General features: G+C 66.1%; 17 protein-coding genes. 5 read left to right on the top strand and 12 right to left on the bottom strand.

Features of this window, described 5'->3' with window-relative positions; translation table 11 throughout:
- The coding region (locus ASC93_RS32315) for an ATP-binding protein (protein ID WP_229412817.1) at nt 1-770 on the top strand (770 nt) is incomplete at its 5' end.
- Here the strand turns inward: ASC93_RS32315 and ASC93_RS20730 are convergent.
- Both ASC93_RS20730 and ASC93_RS20735 read right to left on the bottom strand, forming a co-directional pair.
- The gene (locus ASC93_RS20730) at nt 753-1,187 is read right to left on the bottom strand and encodes an NUDIX hydrolase (protein WP_056446821.1); all 435 of its coding nucleotides are present in this window, start codon (nt 1,185-1,187) and stop codon (nt 753-755) included. The genes ASC93_RS32315 and ASC93_RS20730 overlap by 18 nt on opposite strands.
- Nucleotides 1,184-4,870 carry a response regulator gene (locus ASC93_RS20735; RefSeq protein WP_056446822.1) on the bottom strand — a complete coding sequence of 1,229 codons (3,687 nt, stop codon included), beginning with the start codon at nt 4,868-4,870 and terminating at the stop codon, nt 1,184-1,186. The genes ASC93_RS20730 and ASC93_RS20735 overlap by 4 nt, the downstream gene beginning before the upstream one ends.
- A gap of 131 nt (nt 4,871-5,001) precedes the next feature.
- Here ASC93_RS20735 and ASC93_RS20740 point away from each other — a divergent pair, with 131 nt between their 5' ends.
- The 3 genes from ASC93_RS20740 (at nt 5,002) to glf (ending at nt 8,173) form a co-directional block, all read left to right on the top strand.
- Nucleotides 5,002-6,126: a mechanosensitive ion channel family protein gene (locus ASC93_RS20740; RefSeq protein ID WP_056446825.1), complete on the top strand. Its 1,125-nt coding sequence runs from the start codon at nt 5,002-5,004 to the stop codon at nt 6,124-6,126.
- A 169-nt stretch (nt 6,127-6,295) separates the two neighbouring features.
- Nucleotides 6,296-6,622 carry a KGG domain-containing protein gene (locus ASC93_RS20745; protein ID WP_056446828.1) on the top strand — a complete coding sequence of 109 codons (327 nt, stop codon included), beginning with the start codon at nt 6,296-6,298 and terminating at the stop codon, nt 6,620-6,622.
- 396 nt (nt 6,623-7,018) lie between these two features.
- Nucleotides 7,019-8,173 carry a UDP-galactopyranose mutase gene (gene glf / locus ASC93_RS20750; protein WP_056446831.1) on the top strand — a complete coding sequence of 385 codons (1,155 nt, stop codon included), beginning with the start codon at nt 7,019-7,021 and terminating at the stop codon, nt 8,171-8,173.
- 93 nt (nt 8,174-8,266) lie between these two features.
- Here the strand turns inward: glf and ASC93_RS20755 are convergent, their stop codons facing one another.
- From ASC93_RS20755 to ASC93_RS20795, 9 genes are all read right to left on the bottom strand, one after another.
- The gene (locus ASC93_RS20755; RefSeq protein WP_056446834.1) at nt 8,267-8,764 is read right to left on the bottom strand and encodes a signal peptidase II; all 498 of its coding nucleotides are present in this window, start codon (nt 8,762-8,764) and stop codon (nt 8,267-8,269) included.
- Between the two features lie 184 nt (nt 8,765-8,948).
- Nucleotides 8,949-9,440, bottom strand: coding sequence for an RICIN domain-containing protein (locus ASC93_RS20760; RefSeq protein ID WP_056446837.1), 492 nt, complete (start codon nt 9,438-9,440; stop codon nt 8,949-8,951).
- Nucleotides 9,441-9,722: 282 nt separating this feature from the next.
- Nucleotides 9,723-10,694 (bottom strand): ornithine cyclodeaminase family protein, encoded by a 972-nt coding sequence (locus ASC93_RS20765; RefSeq protein ID WP_056446840.1) that lies wholly within the window; start codon nt 10,692-10,694, stop codon nt 9,723-9,725.
- 31 nt (nt 10,695-10,725) lie between these two features.
- A complete protein-coding gene (locus ASC93_RS20770; protein ID WP_056446843.1) occupies nt 10,726-11,244 on the bottom strand; it encodes a YbaK/prolyl-tRNA synthetase associated domain-containing protein in 519 nt (172 codons plus the stop codon).
- Between the two features lie 26 nt (nt 11,245-11,270).
- Nucleotides 11,271-11,711, bottom strand: a complete 441-nt coding sequence (locus ASC93_RS20775; RefSeq protein WP_056446846.1) for an HAD-IA family hydrolase — start codon at nt 11,709-11,711, stop codon at nt 11,271-11,273.
- Nucleotides 11,711-12,679 (bottom strand): threo-3-hydroxy-L-aspartate ammonia-lyase, encoded by a 969-nt coding sequence (locus ASC93_RS20780; protein WP_056446849.1) that lies wholly within the window; start codon nt 12,677-12,679, stop codon nt 11,711-11,713. The genes ASC93_RS20775 and ASC93_RS20780 overlap by 1 nt, the downstream gene beginning before the upstream one ends.
- Before the next feature lie 15 nt (nt 12,680-12,694).
- Nucleotides 12,695-13,336, bottom strand: coding sequence for a transcriptional regulator (locus ASC93_RS20785; protein WP_082548210.1), 642 nt, complete (start codon nt 13,334-13,336; stop codon nt 12,695-12,697).
- Between the two features lie 288 nt (nt 13,337-13,624).
- Nucleotides 13,625-14,626: an NADP-dependent oxidoreductase gene (locus ASC93_RS20790; protein WP_056446852.1), complete on the bottom strand. Its 1,002-nt coding sequence runs from the start codon at nt 14,624-14,626 to the stop codon at nt 13,625-13,627.
- Between the two features lie 26 nt (nt 14,627-14,652).
- On the bottom strand, nt 14,653-15,471 hold the full coding sequence (locus ASC93_RS20795) for an oxidoreductase (RefSeq protein WP_056446854.1): 819 nt from the start codon (nt 15,469-15,471) through the stop codon (nt 14,653-14,655).
- A 108-nt stretch (nt 15,472-15,579) separates the two neighbouring features.
- Here ASC93_RS20795 and ASC93_RS20800 point away from each other — a divergent pair, with 108 nt between their 5' ends.
- The gene (locus tag ASC93_RS20800; RefSeq protein WP_056446857.1) at nt 15,580-16,023 is read left to right on the top strand and encodes a helix-turn-helix domain-containing protein; all 444 of its coding nucleotides are present in this window, start codon (nt 15,580-15,582) and stop codon (nt 16,021-16,023) included.
- 12 nt (nt 16,024-16,035) lie between these two features.
- On the opposite strand, the gene ASC93_RS20805 is transcribed toward ASC93_RS20800, so the two are convergent.
- Entirely contained in the window at nt 16,036-18,165 is a 2,130-nt protein-coding gene (locus ASC93_RS20805) for an amylo-alpha-1,6-glucosidase (protein WP_056446860.1), read from the bottom strand.
- Between the last annotated feature and the right edge of the window lie 47 nt (nt 18,166-18,212).

Here is an 18,212-nt window from a genome sequence, read left to right on the forward strand (position 1 = left end):
AGGTCGTCAGCAACCTGCTGAACAACGCGGCCAAGTACACCCCGCGCGGCGGCCACATCGTGCTGGCGGCGGAACGCGACGGCGACCATGCGCTGATCGCCGTGTCCGACAACGGCATCGGCATCCCGCCGGAGTCGATCGGCGAGGTCTTCCGGATGTTCACCCAGGTGGCCCACGCCGCGCGCCACGTGCCGGGCGGACTGGGGATCGGCCTGTCGCTCGTGCGCAGCCTCGTCGAACTGCATGGCGGGACGATCCAGGCGGCGAGCGCCGGCACCGGCACGGGCAGCGTCTTCACGGTGCGCCTGCCGCTGGCCGACCGCGGCGCCGCCACGGGTGCCGCGATCGGCCCGGCGCAGTCCGACACGGCGGGCATTGCCGCCCTGCGCCTGCTCGTCGTGGACGACAACCGCGACGCCGCCGACACGCTGGCCGCGCTGCTGTCCGTCATGGGCCACGACGTCGTCGTCGCGCACGACGGGCACCAGGCGCTGCGCATGCTGGACGGACTGCATCCGCACGCCGTATTCCTCGACATCGGCATGCCCGGCATGTCCGGCTACGAGGTGGCCGAGGCCGTGCGGCGCGAGCCCGGCCACGACGGCGTCATGCTCGTCGCCCTCACCGGCTGGGGCGGCGCCGACGACCGCGCGCGCACGGCGCAAGCCGGGTTCGACGCCCATCTCACCAAGCCGGCGACGGTGGCGGCGATCGAGGCCGTGCTGCGCGAGGTGACGGCGCGCAGCGCCCCGTCACCAGCCGACGGCTAGCAGGCGCGCGGCCATGCGGGGCCAGCACAGCGTCGCGACTTCCGTGCGCGTGGCCCAGCGGTAGCCGTCCATCTCCGGCGTGGGCGCACCCGTGGCGTGGTGCGGATACATGCTCGTGCAGTTCAGGTGCGCCAGGTCGGGCATGGCCGCGCCCACCTCCACGCGGAACAGGTGCAGCGCCTTGTCGCGGCGGTACTCGAAGCGGCCCAGGTCGCGGAACGCGTCCGGCGCGAACGCGAGGCCCGTCTCTTCCCACAGCTCGCGCACGGCGGCGTCCAGCGGCGACTCGCCCGGGTCCTGCACGCCTTTCGGGATGTCCCAGCGCGGCGTGTGCGTGACGTGGCCCAGCAGCAGGCGCCCGCCGGCATCGACGACGAGCGTGCCGCATGACACGGCGACGACAGGCGGGGTCCTCATCGCAGCGCGCGCGCGGCCGCGGCCAGCGCCTGTTCCAGCGCCTCCAGGCTCACCGGCTTGGTCAGGTGCTGGTCGAACCCGGCTTCGTGCGACTGTTCCTGGTCGCTCTGCGCGCCCCAGCCGGTCAGCGCGATGAGGACGATCTGGCGCAGGCCCTGGCGCCGGCGGATCGCGCGCGCCACTTCGTAGCCGCTCATGCCGGGCAGGCCGATATCCAGCAGCACGAGGTCCGGGCGCGCTTCCAGCGCCAGCCGCAGGCCCTGCGGGCCGTCCCGCGCCACCGTCGTCGCGTGGCCGAGCGCTTCCAGCAGCGCGACGAGGCTGTCGGCGGCGTCGGCGTTGTCGTCGACGACGAGCACGCGCAGCGGCGCCGGGGGCTGGGTGTGATGCGCGTCGTCCGTGCCCGTCGGGCGCGCGTGCGGCGAACCGGGGTGCAGCGGCAGGCGCACGGTGAAGGTACTGCCGTTGCCGCGGCCGGCCGAGAACGCGCTCACGCGGCCGCCGTGCAATTCGACGAGCCGGCGCACGAGCGACAGGCCGATCCCGAGCCCGCCCTGGGCGCGATCGAGGCTGCCGCGCACCTGCGTGAACATCTCGAATACGGAACCGATGGCGTCGGGCGGGATGCCGATGCCGGTATCGGACACGGCGACGACGGCGTGGCCGTCCTCGCGCCAGGCCGCCAGGGTGACGCAGCCGCCGGCGGGCGTGTACTTGGCGGCGTTGTTGAGGAGGTTGGACAGCACCTGCACCATGCGCGTGACGTCCGCCTCCAGCGGCAGCGGTTCGTGCGGCAGGTCGACTTCCAGCCGGTGCCCGTGGCCGTCGATCAGCGCGGCGCTCGTTTCCAGCGCCATCTGCACGACGACCTTGAGGTCGACCGCCTCGCGTTTGAGTTCGATCTTGCCGCGCGTGATGCGGGCGATGTCGAGCAGGTCGTCCACCAGATGGATCAGGTGCCCCAGCTGGCGGTCCATCATGGCGTGCACGCGCCCCGTGGCCTCGGCGTCGCGCGGCGCCATGCGCAGCAGGTCGAGCCCCGTGCGGATCGGCGCCAGCGGGTTGCGCAGCTCGTGCGCCAGCGTGGCCAGGAATTCGCTCTTGCGGTGGTCCGCTTCCGAGAGGTCGGCGGCCACGCGGCGCAGTTCGTCCTCCGAGCGCTTCTGCGCCGTGATGTCGCGCGTGATCGTTGCGAGGCCGATGTTGTGGCCGTCCGCGTCGCGCACGGCGAAGCCCTTGAAGTACACGGGGATCGGCTCGTGGCCGTCGGGCTGGTCCAGGCGCAGTTCGCCTTCCCATTCGGCCGCGCCGCCCGTCAGCGCGGCCATCACGTGGTCGCGCACGAACGGCCGGTCTTCGCGCGGGAAGAAGTCGATCATGCGCCACGCTGCGATGTTGGTGCCGTCGTCCAGCCCGGCCATGCGCCGCCCTGCCGGATTCAGGTAGATGCCGCCCGCGTCGGGCGTGAAGATGCCGATGAAGTCGGACGATTGCTCCGCCACGGCGGCCAGGCGGCGGATGCCTTCCTCGGCCCGGCGGCGGTCGGTCTCGTCGCGGAAGTACAGCGCGAGGCCGCCGGTCTCCGAACCCGACGCCTCCATCGGAAACGAGTTGATTTCGAACCAGCGGTTCTGGGCGTCGTCGTAGGCCTCGATGCGGCTGCGCGTCCGCTCCAGCGCCGTGCGCCGCAGCGCCCGTTCCTGCGCGCTGCCGCGCATCTGCGCGAACAGGTCCCAGAACTGCGCGCCGACCAGCTCCTCGCGCGGCCGGCGCGTGACGGCTTCCGCGGCGCCGTTGGCATACGTGATGCGCCAGGCCGGATCGAGGGCGATGAAGCCTTCGCTCATGCTTTCCAGGATCGCGCGCGAGCGGTGTTCGGCCGCCTGGCGCTCCTGCGCCTCGTGGCGCTGGCCGATCACGAGCGACGCCGTGTTGGCCAGCAGCGCCAGCGCCGCTTCCTCCTGCGGGCCGGGCAGGCGCCGCTCGCGGTAATACAGCGTGAAGGTGCCGAGCACCGCGCCGGAGGGCGCCAGGATCGGCAGCGCGCGCGCCGCGCGCAGCCCGTGCGCCTGCGCGAGGGCCGCATGCTGCTGCCACAGCGGATCGGCCGCCACGTCGGCGCAGACGATCGGTTCGCCGCGCCACGCGGCACCGCCCGCGGCGCCGGCCACCGGGCCGATGGGAATGGCGTCGATGGCGCGCTGGAACTCGATGCCGAGCGACGGCGCGGCCGCGTGAAGCAGGCGGCCGCCGGACGCCGTCAGCTGCACCGACGCGAGCGCCGCGCCGCCGCTGTAGTCCTCGGCGGTGCGGGCCAGCACGTCCAGCACGTCGCCCAGCGGGGCGTCGGTGACGGCCAGCTCCAGCGCGCCGCGCTGGCCGACGGCGAGCAGGTTCGCGCGCGTCCGCTCCGTGACGTCGACGCCGTGCAGCAGCACGCCCGAGACGCTGCCGTCCGGGTCGCGCAGGGCCATGCAGACGAAGTCGAGGAAGTGTTCTTCCAGGCCGCTGTGGGCGTCGTCGCCGTGGCCTTGCAGCAGCAGGCGCACGTTGTGGCCCTCGACGGCCTCGCCGCTGGCATAGACGCGGTCCAGCACGTCGATGAAGCCTTGCCCGGCCAGTTCCGGCAGCGCCGTGCGCACGGCCAGGCCCGCGAGCGGACGGCCGCCGGTCAGTTCGAGGTAGCGCTGGTTGGCCATGTCGATCACGTGTTCCGGGCCGCTCATCACGCACATGATGGCGGGCGCGCGGTGGAAGATGTCGCGCATGCGCTCGCTGGCGGCCTGCAGCTCGCGCAGCAGGCGTTCGCGCTCCGCCTCGGCCTGGCGCCGGCTCTCGCCCAGCTGCTGCTCGCTCTCGGCCAGCCGCTCGGCGGCCAGTTTTTCCACCGTGGCGTCGCGGATGATCTTGGCGAAGCCGGCGTGGACGCCCGCCTCGTCGCGCAGAGGCACCATCACGCCGTCGGCGAAGAAACGCGTGCCGTCGCGCCGCACGTGCCAGCGGCGGTCCTCGGCGCGGCCATGCGCGAGGGCGTTGCGGGCTTCCTGTTCCGGCTGCCCGGCCGCCTGGTCCTCGGGCGTGAACAACAGGTCGACGCAGCGCCCGAGAACGGCGTCGGCCGGCCAGTCCGTGATCGCGGCGGCGCCGCCTTCCCACTCGGTCACGACGCGGTCGACGTCGGTGCCGATGAAGGCATAGTCGCGGATATTGTCGAGGATGAGGCGCAGCCGGGCGTCGCGCGAGCGCAGCTGGGCGCGGTGGCGCTCTTCCTCGATGCGGGCCAGCTCCGCGTTCTTGCGGTACAGGTCGATGAAGACGGCGACCTTGGCGCGCAGGACCACGGGATTGAAGGGTTTTGTGAGGTAATCGACCGCGCCGAGCGCATACGCCCGCTCGAGCGGGAATTCGTCGGCGTCGCCGGCGGTCAGAAAGATGATCGGCAGGCTGTGCGTGCGCGGGTGCTCGCGGATCAGCTCGGCCAATTCGAAACCGTTCATGGTCGGCATGCGCACGTCCAGCAGCACGACGGCGAAATCGTGGGCGAGCACCTCGCGCAGCGCGGCCTCGCCCGACGTCACGGCGACGAGCGCCTGGCCCAGGTCCGCCAGGATGGCCTCCAGCACCGCCAGGTTGGCCGGCTGGTCATCGACGAGCAGGATCTTGGTGGTCTGGTCCGAGGCCATCAGGTGTCTGGGGAAAGGAGCGATGTAAATAATGCAATGTATTCCGCGCCCTGCCGAAAGTCAATTGTGCGCGGCCCGGCGCCGCCCGCCCCCAAACTGGCGGCTGGCTTTCGACGGTACTGGAGTATTCGATGACGTTTTCCTTCCTGTCCCGGACAGGGCATTTTTCCTTCCTGAATAACCCCTTCGAATCGTGGGCGATGGCGGCGGCCGTCGCGGCCGGGTCGGCGATCGCCATGGTGTTCGTGCGCGCCTTCGTGCTGCGCCGCATGGAGACGCTGTCGCGGCGCACCGGGACACGCCTCGACGATTTCGTCGTCAAGATGCTGTCGCAGACCTATCTGCTCTTCATCGTCGTGTTCGCCCTGTACTTCGGCAGCACCTTCCTGGAGCTGACGGCGAAGCAGGACAAGTTCGTCACGCGCATCGCCATCGCCTCCCTGCTGCTGCAGGCGGCGATCTGGGGCGACGCGGGCCTGCGCGCCTGGCGCGACCAGTTCCGCGTCGGGCCCGTCGACAGCGAACGGCGCGCCTCCAGCGGCGTGCTGTGCTTCATCTCGCGGCTGCTGCTGTGGGTGATCGTCACCCTGATGGTGCTCGACAATTTTGGCATCAACATCACGACGCTCGTCGCCAGCCTGGGCATCGGCGGCGTGGCCGTCGCGCTGGCCACGCAAAACATCCTCGGCGACCTGTTCGCCTCGCTCTCGATCATGCTCGACAAGCCGTTCGAAGTGGGCGACTTCATCATCGTGGGCGACGTGCTCGGGTCGGTCGAGCACATCGGCCTCAAGACGACGCGCGTGCGGGGCCTGGGCGGGGAGCAGGTCGTGTTCTCCAACGGCGAGCTGCTGAAGAGCCGCATCCACAACCACAAGCGCATGCAGACGCGGCGCGTGGCGTTCGTGCTGCGGGTGGCCTACGGCACGGGGGATGAACTGCTGGGCCGCATCCCGCAGATCATCCGCGAGATCGTCACGAGCAAGGAGAACGTCGACTTCGAGCGCGCCCATTTCTTCAGCTGGGGACAGTGGTCGCTGGATTTCGAGGTCGTGTACCACTACCGCAGCCCGGACTACCTCCTGCACATGGACGCGCAACAGGCCATCTTCCTGGAGATTTACCGCCGCTTCCAGCAGGACGGCATCGAGTTCGCGCACCCGCTGTCGATCGTGCGCCTGGCCGATGCGGGACTGGCGGAGACGTTCCGCCGCAACGGCGACGCGCCCCCGCCGCCGGGCCCGTCCTTTCACTGAATCCGTTGCACCAAAATAGCCAGACTCATCCTACAAGCCAGCCGTAAGGAATCCTATTCACCCTGCATATCGTGCGCCTTACCATGGCTTCACCTCTTCCCGGGCGGCAGTCACGCGACGCTGATCCGGCGGAGGGACGAATTGTTTAACCAACTCACGGAGAACGATCATGGCATCGAACAACCAGCAAGGCGGTAACAAGGGCAACAACCAGAGCGGCGACACCAGCAACCGCGGCTTCGCATCGATGGACCCGCAGAAGCAGCGCGACATCGCCTCGGAAGGCGGCAAGGCCGCTCACGCTTCGGGCAATGCGCACGAGTTTACCTCGGAAGAAGCGCGCCGCGCCGGCTCCATGAGCCACAAGAACGACAGCGGCAGCCAGCAAAGCCAGGGCGGCGGCAGCCAGCAGAGCGGCAACAGCACCCGCGGCGGCACGCCGGAGCAGCACGCCAAGGCCGGCTCGCAGAGCCACAAGAACGACAACAAGCGCTGACCGTCAGCGCCTGCCCGGCACGTCCGGGCAGATCGTGGCATGTTCAACCGCTGGCTCCGGCCGGCGGTTTTCGCATTTCCGTGACGCGTCCAGAAACAGCGCGCCGCCCCCCTTTCCCGCCCCTTTTCCACCTCCGGCATGCCGCCGCGACGTGCCGCCGAACTCGTATTGACGGGCTCGCCACGCCTGCGCCCGCGTCCAATTGTGCGGGGCAAAACGGATGAACGGTGATATATTTTTGGCACTATATTTCACATTCCAAACGCTCCGTAACCGTAAGTCGTTACGGTCTTTACGTATGAACTTGGGATGCGGGAAACAGCGCATGCGGGGCATGGAGTCCGCGCGGCCGCACGCGCCGCGCCGGCAGGAATAACCATCAAACAGGATAAGCGAATGAAAAAGAATATTGCCATTGTCGGTGCTGGATTTTCCGGAGCTGTCATTGCCAACCAGCTGGCCCATGCGGGCTATAACGTCGAGATCTTCGAGGCACGCGACCATATCGCGGGCAACTGCCATTCGGAGCGCGACAGCGAAACGGGCGTCATGGTCCACGTGTACGGCCCCCACATTTTTCACACCGATAACGAACGGGCCTGGGAATTCGTGAACCGCTTCTCCGAATTCAAGCCCTACGTCAACCGCGTGAAGGCGATCACGAATCACCGCGTGTTCACGCTGCCGATCAACCTGCTGACGATCAACCAGTTCTTCGGCAAGACGTTCCGTCCGGCGGAAGCGGAAGCCTTCATCCAGTCCCTGGGCGACAAGTCGATCGAGAATCCGGCCACGTTCGAGGAACAGGCGCTGCGTTTCGTGGGCCGCGAGCTGTACGAAGCGTTCTTCAAGACCTATACGATGAAGCAGTGGGGGCTGCATCCGAGCGAGCTGCCGGCCAGCATCCTGAAACGGCTCCCCGTGCGCTTCAATTACGACGACAACTACTTCAACCACAAATACCAGGGCATGCCGGCCAACGGTTATACGGCGCTGGTGGAAAACGTCCTGAAGGTGCCGGGCATTACCGTTCACCTGGGCACCCGCTTCGACCCGGCCGCCAAGTCGGACTACGATCACGTGTTCTACAGCGGCCCGATCGACGCCTGGTTCAACCACGTGGAGGGCCGCCTGCCCTATCGCACGCTGGATTTCGAAGTGTTCCGCGATACCGGCGATTACCAGGGCAATGCCGTCATCAATTACTGCGACGATTCGCAATCGTATACGCGCATCACGGAACACAAGCATTTCTCGCCGTGGGAACAGCACGAGCGCACGGTCTGCTACATGGAATACAGCCGCCAGTGCGAGGAAAACGATACGCCGTATTATCCGATCCGCCAGGCACGCGAAAAGGCGCAGCTGGAAAAATACGTCGACCTGGCCCGCACCGAAACGAACGTCACCTTCGTCGGCCGCCTCGGCACGTACCGCTACCTCGACATGGACGTGACGATCCACGAGGCGTTGCAGACGTCGGATAAATTCCTCGCGGCCGCGCGCGAGAAGGTGCCGATGCCGGCGTTTGCGATCGATCCGCTGGCCTGAACGTTTGCGGCGCGGCCACGGCCGCGCCCGGGAGCGCCCGGCGACGAGTGCCGGCGCACGGCGATCCGCCCGCCAGGTTCGCAATCCCGAAGTCTAGATCCGGCCGCCGCGTATCGGGGCCGCCGGATCGCCGCGCCGTTTTTCGGCCTCGTATCCGAGAGCAAGGAAAATCGCGCCACCGAAAATCAACACGTCGGCGACATTGAACGAATATGGGTTGTTGATCCCGCAGCAACTCACGTTGATGTAGTCGGCAACCGCACCGTAGACAATGCGGTCGTAGGCATTGCCGAGCGCGCCGCCCGCCACGGCGCCGGACGCCAGTATCAAGACCCATCCCGACTTGTTGCGCGCCCATGACATCAGCGCCAGCGAGACGACAATGCTGATCGCAACCAGCAACCAGCGGGCGTCGAAACTGTTCAGGAAACCGAAATTGACCCCTTTGTTCCAGGCCATTACGAAACTGAGGTAAGGCGGAAAAACGGGGATCGTCTGGACGGATATCAGGTTGAGCCAGTCAACGATAATGATCTTTGAAAGACGGTCGAGGCCGAATGCGAGAAACGATGTGATAGCGATCCGGATCATAAGTTAAAGTAAATAATTCGATTCTCTCGGCGTCGGTTGACAAGGTCTGCGCGCCCAATTTTAGCAGCATAAACGTGCTCGGAAACCGGCAGGACGCCATGTCCAGCAACCGACTGCTTTTGGCGGAGATCGGCCGTTGGCCGCCGCCCGGCAGCTTCTCGCCAGGCTGGAAAATCCCCGAAACCTAACCGCGCCGCCTGCTGCGTTTGTTCCAGTACTGGCCCGAATAATCGCCGCACGATGCAAGGTGTACGCGTCCGCTGCCATCGTTGACGATATCCAGGCATTTGCCCTGGCCCGTGAACTCGTTCCACAACCGCACGCCCTGGCCCGGGCCCGTCTGATCCATGTGCCATTGCTGGCCCGTCACGTTGGCGCAGGACGCCATGTGCACCTGGCTATTGTTGCCGTCATTGACCACGTCCAGGCACATATCCTCGCCAGTAAAGCGCGCCCGCAGACGCACAAAGCTGTTGACGGCGTCCGGCACAAGCTCCCACATTTGGCCTGTGTAAGGACCGCAGCGGGCCATGTGCAACTGATCCCGATTCTCCGCGTTGACGATATCGAGGCAGTTGTCATGTCCGGTAAAGGCCGAATGCAGGCTGAAGCTGGGCGGGTTTGCGCTGGCGCCGTGGGCAACGGTGGCGAGCAAGAACGGCAGCAGCAGTCGCATTGTCTTCTCCTTGGATGAACATATCGATGCCGATCGATCGTGCCCGCCATTTTCGCAAAGATCGGTCATCGAGTTTGTGTCGGCTGGCCGATAACGTACGGCCGGCCCGTCCCAGTGTACGATGTTGTTGCTCTCTGAGCAAGTAAGAGGTCTTGTGAGGCGTCTTTGTACGCGTAACAAAACCCTGATTGCATCGAGCCATGGCTTTCTTGTGTACTCAGCTTTGAAACACGCCCATCATCAAATTTACGAGCAACCATGCGGATAACCCCGTCGTCCGGATCACCAAGGCCACGGTGTCTTGCGTCCAACGTCGGCATCGCGGGCCACGTCGTAAAGGTATTTGCCCACGACCAAGTCCTGCAGGGCTAGACCGGTCATATCGAACACCGTAACGTCATCCGCACGGCGGACGAAGGCGAACTTTCCTGTCAGGAGGTCCCCGAGCTCCGTGTGTGGCACCAATGGATCCCACTGCGTTTCGCCGAGTTGGGAAGCCTGTTCGCTGTCGTCGACCACCAGCCGGCAACGCTGCAGCAAACCTTGCGGCAGTTCACGTTTGCCTCGGGTATCGGCGCCGACGCAATTAAAGTGCGTTCCCGGCCGCACCGCCGCAAGGCTGAATAGCGGCCCGCCGCCTGGTGTAGCCGTGATCACGACGTCGCTGGCGGCAACGGCCGCGTCGACGTCGACTGCAAGGGTCGGCCGGTGCCCTTCGGCGAAGTGATCTTCGAAGGCTGCATCGGGCTTGCCATCGTGTGAAACATAGCGAACCGTACGCAAGGACGGCAATGCGCGCAGCGCGGCGGACAGCTGGGCGCGCGCCTGCACGCCGGTACCGAACACACACAAAGTCGCGCTGTCGGCGCGCGCCAATGTGCGTAAGCCGAGCTCGCCGGCTGCCGCGGTCCGGGCGGTTGTGATGGCATTGCCGTCCATAATGCAGCATGGGCGTCCCGTCGCCGGATCGAACAGCATGATCGTCGCCTGGTGTGGCTCGCCGCCGAGTTCGCGGTTGCGTGGCCAGAACCCGGCGGCCTTGAAGCCTAGCAACGCACGCGCAGCGACGTCACCCGACTTGATGCCAAAAATCCCGCCGGTGTTCAGGGCTTCGCGGACGACCGGAAAGACCCGGCCTTGTCGGTCGCTGTGCAACGTGAAAGCGTCGTGGACAGCGCGGCTGACCATCTCGGTTGTCATGAGGGCTGCGACGGCGTCGCGGTCGAGCAATAGCAGATGGGCGTCGCTGGGCATGAAATGTCTTCGGTAACGTGAAAGTGCGTTCTCAACGTTGGCGGATATCCGCCAATTGCGGCTGGGCGATTCGCAGAAAATCGTCGGTGGAGAGGACGATCGACGCATCCAGGCGGCCGGCGTTGAAGGCGATCTCCCGGTAGCGCGCGAATAGCTCAGGATCCGCTATCAGTTGCAAGTCCGGGTGAAATGAAAACGGCGGGATAGCGCCCAGCACGCATCCGGTCATCGCGCCGATCTCCTTCGGGCTCATCAGGCTGGCGCGCCTGGCCTGGCAACGTGTTGCAAGAGCAGCCAGGTCGAGCTGGCGATCCGCAGCCAGTACGGCCAGGACGTACTTCGCCGGCGCACTCGAAACCTGCAACTTGCAGGCCATGGCCTTGGCGCCCTGGCCGAATTCGGTGCCACGAATACTGGCGACCTCTTCGGACTTGCCGGCAGCCGGGTGCTCGATGACCCGGTAGCGGGCGCCTTGAGCGTCAAGTAGCTCGACCAGCTTGAGGAAGGTTGCCGTAGGGCCGACGCCTGGCGGATTCGATGGTTCAGTCATGGGTACGGGGTATGAAACTACAGGGTTCAGTCGCTGTCCAGGAGCGTGCAGAGCTCGTTCTCGAGTTCACGATGGGAGTCGACGGCGCGAAACGCGCCCGTGAATGCGTAGTCGGCCAACAGTTCGCTGCGCAGCACGATACAGCGCAGCCCGGCTGCACGCGCGGCGGCCAGCCCGCGCGGCGAATCCTCGACGGCGATGCATTCGTCAGGGTCCAGGCGCAGCTTGTCCAGCGCTTGCAGGTAGGCGTCGCGTGCCGCACGAACCTGTGCGATCCGCGCTTCGTCGTAGCCGCGTCCGCGCAGCACGTGCCACGCGCCGTGGTTGTCGTCGAGGTACCAGGCCAGGTACTGCTCACGCGTCAAGGCGACGTCGTGCGGTCCCGGGACGCGGCGGTTGGCCTCGAAAAACAGGCGCTCGGTATCGCACAGCACCCCGTCGTTGTCCCAAAGGATCGCCTTGATCATCAGCCCGCCAGGAACCCGCTCAGGCGCGCCAGGTCGATATTGCCGCCGCTGAGGAGGATGCCGATCCGCTTGCCGCGCAGCTGGCCCTTCATGCGCTGCGCCGCCGCGAAGCCGAGGCAGCCGGTCGGCTCGACCACGATCTTCATACGCTCGGCGAAAAAGCGCATGCACTGCACCAGCTCCTCGTCCGACGCGGTCAGGATGTCGTCGGCGTCACGCCGGATGATGGGGAAGGTGCAGTGGCCGAGATGCTGGGTCTGGGCGCCATCGGCGATCGTCCTGGGCGCGTCGATGTGGACGATGGCGCCCGAGCGGAACGATTGCTGGCCATCGTTGCCGGCCTCGGGCTCGACACCAAACACTTTGCACTGCGGCGCCAGGGCGTGGGCCGCGAGGGCCGATCCGGCCAGCAGACCGCCGCCGCCAAGTGGAGCGAAAAAGGCGTCCAGCGGCCCGACTTCCTCGAACAGCTCTTTGGCCGCAGTACCCTGGCCGGCGATGACATCCGGGTGGTCATAGGGTGGAATGAGGGTCAGGCCATGCCTGTCCGCCAGATCTCGCCCAATCTTCTCGCGGTCTTCCTGATAGCGGTCGTAGACGACGACGTTGCCGCCGTAGCCCTTGGTCGCCGCCACCTTCGCCGCCGGCGCATCGTGCGGCATCACGATCGTGGCCGGCATGTCCAGCAGCCTGGCCGCCAGGGCAATGGCTTGGGCATGGTTACCTGACGAGAAAGCGACAACGCCTGCGCGGCGCTGCACGGGCGTGAACTTCGACAGCGCGTTGTAGGCGCCACGGAACTTGAATGCCCCCATGCGCTGCATGTTTTCGGCTTTGAAGTAGACCTCGGCGCCGAACGCTTCGTTGACGGTACGCGAAGTCAGGACGGGGGTGCGGTTGGCGGCGCCGGCAATGCGTCCGGCGGCCTGGACTACGTCATCGTACGTAGGTAAGTCAAGCGTGTTCATCGTGGGTTTCTTCCATTACTTGATGTCGTTGTAGGCCGTGGCGCGCGAGATGCCAAGGTGCGAGGCGGCGATCTCGATGGCACGCCGGACTTCGAGAAAGCCGCCGACTTTCAGCTCGCGCATCAGCGCGCGGCGTTCGCCGGCCTTCAGCAGTTGCGGAGACGACGCCAGGCTCGCGGCATACTGGTCGATCCGCCGGCGGATCGCCTCGGCGTTGGCCGGATCGAGGGATTCCTGCACCGGCGACGCATCGGTCGCGTTGAATTGCTCGAGCGCATTCTGCATCGAGCGGAACAGCGTCAGGTCCACGTTCATGCACAGCGCGGCGACATAACGACCCTCCACGTCCTTGATGCCGATCGAGGTGCTTTTGGCAGGCCGGCCGTCCGCGAACTGGTTGGCGTAGTTGGCCAGGATCTGCGGATAGTTGTTGTCAGCGATGCGTGCCAAACCGAGCTCCGTTGCCGGATCACTGGTTGCGCGGCCGGACAAGTTGTTGTGGATGGCGAGCACGGCGTGTTTGGGATCGCGCAGGTCATGCACGACGACCTCGCAAAACGGCGCAAACGTCTTGGCCAGGCCCTGCGCGATCTGTTCGAGCTGATCGAGTAACGAGGCTTGGTGCGCTTCCAGAATATCGGCTGGGATAGTAGACATTTAAGGGGGATGCGGTGTACTCATGATCCGCTGATTGGCAATGCAAGATATTTTGTCTGATCTTGGACGATTCGTCAAATCAGATCGACGGATACTGGCATTCGTTCTGGCAACATGCCCGTTGCCCATGCCCCGCCGTCCGACGCGCACCCCTCCAGTGGCGACAGTTGGCGGTCCGTTTGCCGGCGCACCGGCATACCCTGGGCGTATCTTCCTCGTGAGCCCGGCTGCAAACATCATGTTCTCGATGACCAGGCGCGGTACGTTGAGGGCTTGTGTCAGGCATACCTAGCCCACCTTGACGACGACCTTGCCTTTCGCATGGCCCTGTTCGACGTAGGCAAGGGCCGCGTCGACGGCGTCGAACGGAAAAACGCGGTCCACGACCGGACGTATCGCACCGGATTCGATGAGGCCGGCGATACGGCGCAGCTGGTCGCCGTTCGGCTTCATGAACAGGAACGAATAGCCGACGTTGCGTGCCCGCGCTTTTCTCCTGGCGCCAAAGCTCAGCAGATGTGTGGCGAGCGCCACGAACCACGGCAGGCCGGCCTCTTTCGCGAAGCCGGGGTCCGGGGGGCCGGAAATCGAGACGAGACGGCCGCCGCGTTTCAGCACGCGCAAGGATTTTTCGAGATTTTTCGCGTCCTGGCTATGCAGGACCACGTCATAGTCATGCAGCACGTTCTCGAAATCGTCTTTCCGGTAATCGATAACGATATCCGCACCGAGGCTTTTCACGAGGTCGATATTGCCCGCGCTGGTCGTCGTCGCCACCGTCGCACCGATGTGCCTGGCGAGCTGGATCGCGAACGTGCCGACGCCGCCGGAACCCGCCTGGATGAAGACTTTCTGGCCCTTCTTGAGGCCGGCCTTGTCGACGAGTGCCTGCCAGGCCGTCAGGCCCACCAGCGGAATCGACGCGGCGTCCTCCATGCCGATGTTGCCGGGTTTGAGCGCAAGATCGCGTTCATCGACGGCGATGAATTCGGCGAAGGTGCCGATGGCGCGATCCGCGGCGCGCGCGTACACCTCGTCGCCCGGCCGGAATCCGGTTACCCGGCTGCCCACCCGAACCACGACGCCGGCCAGGTCATGGCCGAGAATGAACGGGGGCCGGTATGGCAGGATCAGCTTGAATTCGCCGCTCCTGATCTTCGCATCCAGCGCGTTCACGCCGGCCGCGCGGATGCGCACCAATACCTGGTCGTCGCGCGGCTGGGGTACCGGCATCTCGGCGGGCCGCAGCGCCGCGTCCTTGCCGTAGCGGTCGATGACGAATGCTTTCATTGTGTCCTGTTCCATGGTGACTCCGCTCATGCGCCGAGCCTCAGGTCCCTGCGCACGCCCGCGTCCACCATCGGGGCGGGCGCGAACCTGCGCAGCAGCTGCAGGCGGCCGGCGGCGCCGGGCGTGTAATGGCGTTTCGGTTGGGCCGCCGTGGCCGCCTCCAGCACGGCAGCGGCGACGACGTCCGGCCCGTCCGCGCCGACGAGCACTTCCTTGACCCGCGTCGCGACGGCCGCGCGGATCTCGCGATACACGTCGAGCGGCGCGTCGGGTTGCATCAGGTTCGCATCGAACGGTGTGTTGATGTAGGCGGGCTCGACGACCGAGACGCGGATGCCCATGGTGCGCAATTCATGGTCGAGCGATTCCGAATAGCCCGCGACGGCGTGCTTGGTCGCGGAATACAACGCCATGTACGGCATCGGCAGGAAACCCAGCACGGACCCGATGTTGACGATGCGCCCCCGGCCTTGATGCCGCATGTGCGGCACGACGGCGCGGGTCATCCGGACGATGCCGAAGAAGTTGGTATCGAACACCGCGCGCGCCTGGTCGAGCGAGCTCTCCTCCGCCGCCGCGGGCGCGACGCCGAAACCGGCGTTGTTGACGAGCAGGTCGATGCGCCCTTCCCGGCGTATCACTTCCGCGACCGCGGCGTCCACGGACGCGTCGCTCGTCACGTCGAGCGCGAGCAGCTCGAACGGCTGGCTGCCGGCCGCCGCGCCGCGCCGGCTGGTGCCGTAGACTGTGTAGCCGGCCTGCGCGAGCCGCCGCGCGCTCGCTTCACCGATACCGGAAGACGCTCCCGTGACGAGGGCGACGCCCGACGTTTTCTTCATGTTCATCCGAACCTCCGTTTGATGTGCGGCCGCTCCCGGCCATTTACTATCGATTTAATACTGACTATACTTCTAAAATGAAACCGAGTCACTATCAAAAGAGAATTAAGTCGAATGATTGCCAAGAATTCATGTGATTCCCCCTGCCCGATCGCGCGCACGCTGGCCGTCGCGGGAGATGCGTGGAGCATATTGATCCTGCGGGACGCGCACGCCGGCCTCACCCGTTTCGACCAGTTTCGCAAGAGTCTCGGCATCGCGCCCGGCATCCTGACGCGGCGCCTGACGGATTTGACGGCCGAAGGATTGCTGGAAAAGCGCTGCTATTCCGAGCGCCCGCCGCGTGAGGAGTATGTGCTGACGCCCGCCGGTCGCGATTTCTTGCCGGTACTGTTCATGATCGGGGCATGGGGACGCCAGCACCGCGGCGGCGGCGCGCTGACGCGCTTCGTGGATGCCGACACGGGAACCGACATCGAACCCGTCGCCGTGGATGCCGTGACGGGGGCGAGGATCGGTACGCGCCCCATCCGTATCGTGGAAGCGGACGGCGGCTGAACGGGTACGTCGTCAATCCGTCCGTTCGACGACATAAGTCTTGCCGCCCTCCAGCGTCATTTCGTAGCGGTCGTCCGCGACGTGACGAATCGCACCATCCGCGCTGCGCGGCGTGGTCGTGCTCGTGAACCGCAGCACGCCGGCGCCCGCGACGGCGGTCACCCTGATCCGCTGCGTGTCGGCGAACACCGCGATGTCACCGTGCGGCGTCGGCACCTTCCCTTCGATCCATTGCAGGCCGCCGAGGTCGGGCTCGACGACATACGCCGCATACCCGGGCTGCGTCGGTTTCACGCCCAGGTAGTATTTGCCGAGCAGGTACAAGGGACTCGCGCCCCACGCGTGGCACAGGCTCATGCCGAACGGCTTGCCGTACATCGCGTAGCGCGCGGCGCCCTGGACGTTCGGATCGTACTGTTCCCAGAAACAGGTCGCTCCCGCGCGCAGCATGCCGCCCCAGTAATCCTTGATCTGATGCGTCACATAGGCCTGCTGCCCGCTTTCCGCCAGGGCGGCGAGTTCGTAGAACCGCATATAGGGCGTCGTGATCTTCGGCACGTCGTCGCTCATGAGGACGTTGCGCCGGACGGCGGCCGCCTGCGTGTCGTCCAGGTAGCCGAACAGCAGCGCGAACATATTCGGGTGGCGCGTGACCAGCGGATTCGTCTTGCCGTCCTTGCGGCCGTGGATGAACACCTGCCGTCGCGGGTCCCAGAATGCCGCCCGGATCTTCGCCTTGAGCTCGGTGGCCAGCCGGCGGTACGTGGCGGCTTTCGCCTCGTCGTGCGCGAGCGCCGCGCAGTCGGCCATCGCGTCCAGGCTGCGCGCGAACAGCAGCTGGATGACCGTCAATTCGCCGTCCTTCGGCATGTCGGCCCAGTCGACGAAGACCCAGTCGCCCGGCTGCCCTTCCAGCATGCCGTCGGCGTCGCGCCGCGCCAGCACGAAATCCATCAGCGAGACCATGCGCGGATAGATCGTCTTCACGAACTCGTCGTCGCCCGTGTACTGGTAATAGTCGCGGATGCCGATGAACCAGTACAGCGAATAGTCGAGGATCGTGTTGATGTGCATGTCGACGGGGTCCGCGCCGCGGAGCGCCCACGTCGTCCGCTTGACCGTGTCGCCGTCGAAGAAGGCGTAATAGTTCATCAGGTATGCCTGCACGGCGTCGCCGGACCAGACCCAGTGGTCGCGCTTGACGCCGTCGATGAAGAATTCGCGCGTGTTCAGTTCCAGCGTGCGCTGCGCCACGTCCCAGATCCTGTTCAGTTCAGCGTCGGAACTGCGGAAGCTGCCGCGGTGCGCGACCGGCAGGTATTCGTACAGGAGCGCGACGTCGCCCACGCGCAGGCCGCCGTCCAGGCGGATGTTCACGTAGCGCATGGCGCGCGACGTGGGGGCCGTGAAGTCGCCGTGGTGGTGCGCCAGCGTGAACGTGTCGAGGGTTTCGGCGCCGGCTTCCGACAATGCCTCCTCGCGCGATTCGCCGTAGTACAAGGTCACGCGGCCGCTGCCCGTGAGGTTCTTCAGCTTGACGAAGCCCGTCGTTTCCGCGCCGAAGTCGACGAGGACGGCGTGTGCTTCGCGCCTGACGGTGGCGGGCCGCGCCTCGCGCGTCGCCAGCCGGTAGCGCGACGGTGGGTTGTCGGGCGTGTCGAAGTTCCAGTGGGCCGCATGGACGGGGCTGCCTGCCGCCGGCATGCCGGGCCGCGGCCCGACCGTCCACGAAGCGTCCGAACGGATGGTCTTGCCCTGCACCAGGACGGCCGGCGGGGACGCCGGATTGTATGCCTGGACATTCAGCGTGTGTTTGCCGGCCGGTACGCGGATATGCCGCTGGTCGCCGTGGACGAAACGGCCGTCGATGGCGACGTTGTACGTGCCCTCGACGCTAACGTCGATGTCCTCCGGCTCGACCAGGTCCACCTGGCGCGTGAAATTCACCTGCGGCTGGTGGCTGTAGAGCCGCCAGAACGGCGGCCAGGCGACGTCGCGCTCGACGCGCCGGGCCTGCACCTTGTTGCTCAGCCAGATTTCGAAGTCGCCCGGATACCAGATCCAGGTGGCCGCGCCTTGCGCGCCGGCGCGGCCGCACACGAGCGCGAGGAGGAGTGTGATGAAGAGTGTCTGGAGTCGCATCCGTGGATTGTATCGATAACATCCCACGTCTCGTTGCTGTTGAGGGA

This window comes from Massilia sp. Root335 (assembly GCF_001425685.1).
GTDB lineage: Bacteria > Pseudomonadota > Gammaproteobacteria > Burkholderiales > Burkholderiaceae_D > Telluria > Telluria luteola.

Coding starts and splice junctions, on each gene's coding strand:
- ASC93_RS20730 (WP_056446821.1), bottom strand. CDS start 1,187: ATGAGGACCCCGCCTGTCGTCGCCGTGTCATGCGGCACGCTCGTCGTC.
- ASC93_RS20735 (WP_056446822.1), bottom strand. CDS start 4,870: ATGGCCTCGGACCAGACCACCAAGATCCTGCTCGTCGATGACCAGCCG.
- ASC93_RS20740 (WP_056446825.1), top strand. CDS start 5,002: ATGACGTTTTCCTTCCTGTCCCGGACAGGGCATTTTTCCTTCCTGAAT.
- ASC93_RS20745 (WP_056446828.1), top strand. CDS start 6,296: ATGGCATCGAACAACCAGCAAGGCGGTAACAAGGGCAACAACCAGAGC.
- glf (WP_056446831.1), top strand. CDS start 7,019: ATGAAAAAGAATATTGCCATTGTCGGTGCTGGATTTTCCGGAGCTGTC.
- ASC93_RS20755 (WP_056446834.1), bottom strand. CDS start 8,764: ATGATCCGGATCGCTATCACATCGTTTCTCGCATTCGGCCTCGACCGT.
- ASC93_RS20760 (WP_056446837.1), bottom strand. CDS start 9,440: ATGCGACTGCTGCTGCCGTTCTTGCTCGCCACCGTTGCCCACGGCGCC.
- ASC93_RS20765 (WP_056446840.1), bottom strand. CDS start 10,694: ATGCCCAGCGACGCCCATCTGCTATTGCTCGACCGCGACGCCGTCGCA.
- ASC93_RS20770 (WP_056446843.1), bottom strand. CDS start 11,244: ATGACTGAACCATCGAATCCGCCAGGCGTCGGCCCTACGGCAACCTTC.
- ASC93_RS20775 (WP_056446846.1), bottom strand. CDS start 11,711: ATGATCAAGGCGATCCTTTGGGACAACGACGGGGTGCTGTGCGATACC.
- ASC93_RS20780 (WP_056446849.1), bottom strand. CDS start 12,679: ATGAACACGCTTGACTTACCTACGTACGATGACGTAGTCCAGGCCGCC.
- ASC93_RS20785 (WP_082548210.1), bottom strand. CDS start 13,336: ATGTCTACTATCCCAGCCGATATTCTGGAAGCGCACCAAGCCTCGTTA.
- ASC93_RS20790 (WP_056446852.1), bottom strand. CDS start 14,626: ATGAAAGCATTCGTCATCGACCGCTACGGCAAGGACGCGGCGCTGCGG.
- ASC93_RS20795 (WP_056446854.1), bottom strand. CDS start 15,471: ATGAACATGAAGAAAACGTCGGGCGTCGCCCTCGTCACGGGAGCGTCT.
- ASC93_RS20800 (WP_056446857.1), top strand. CDS start 15,580: ATGATTGCCAAGAATTCATGTGATTCCCCCTGCCCGATCGCGCGCACG.
- ASC93_RS20805 (WP_056446860.1), bottom strand. CDS start 18,165: ATGCGACTCCAGACACTCTTCATCACACTCCTCCTCGCGCTCGTGTGC.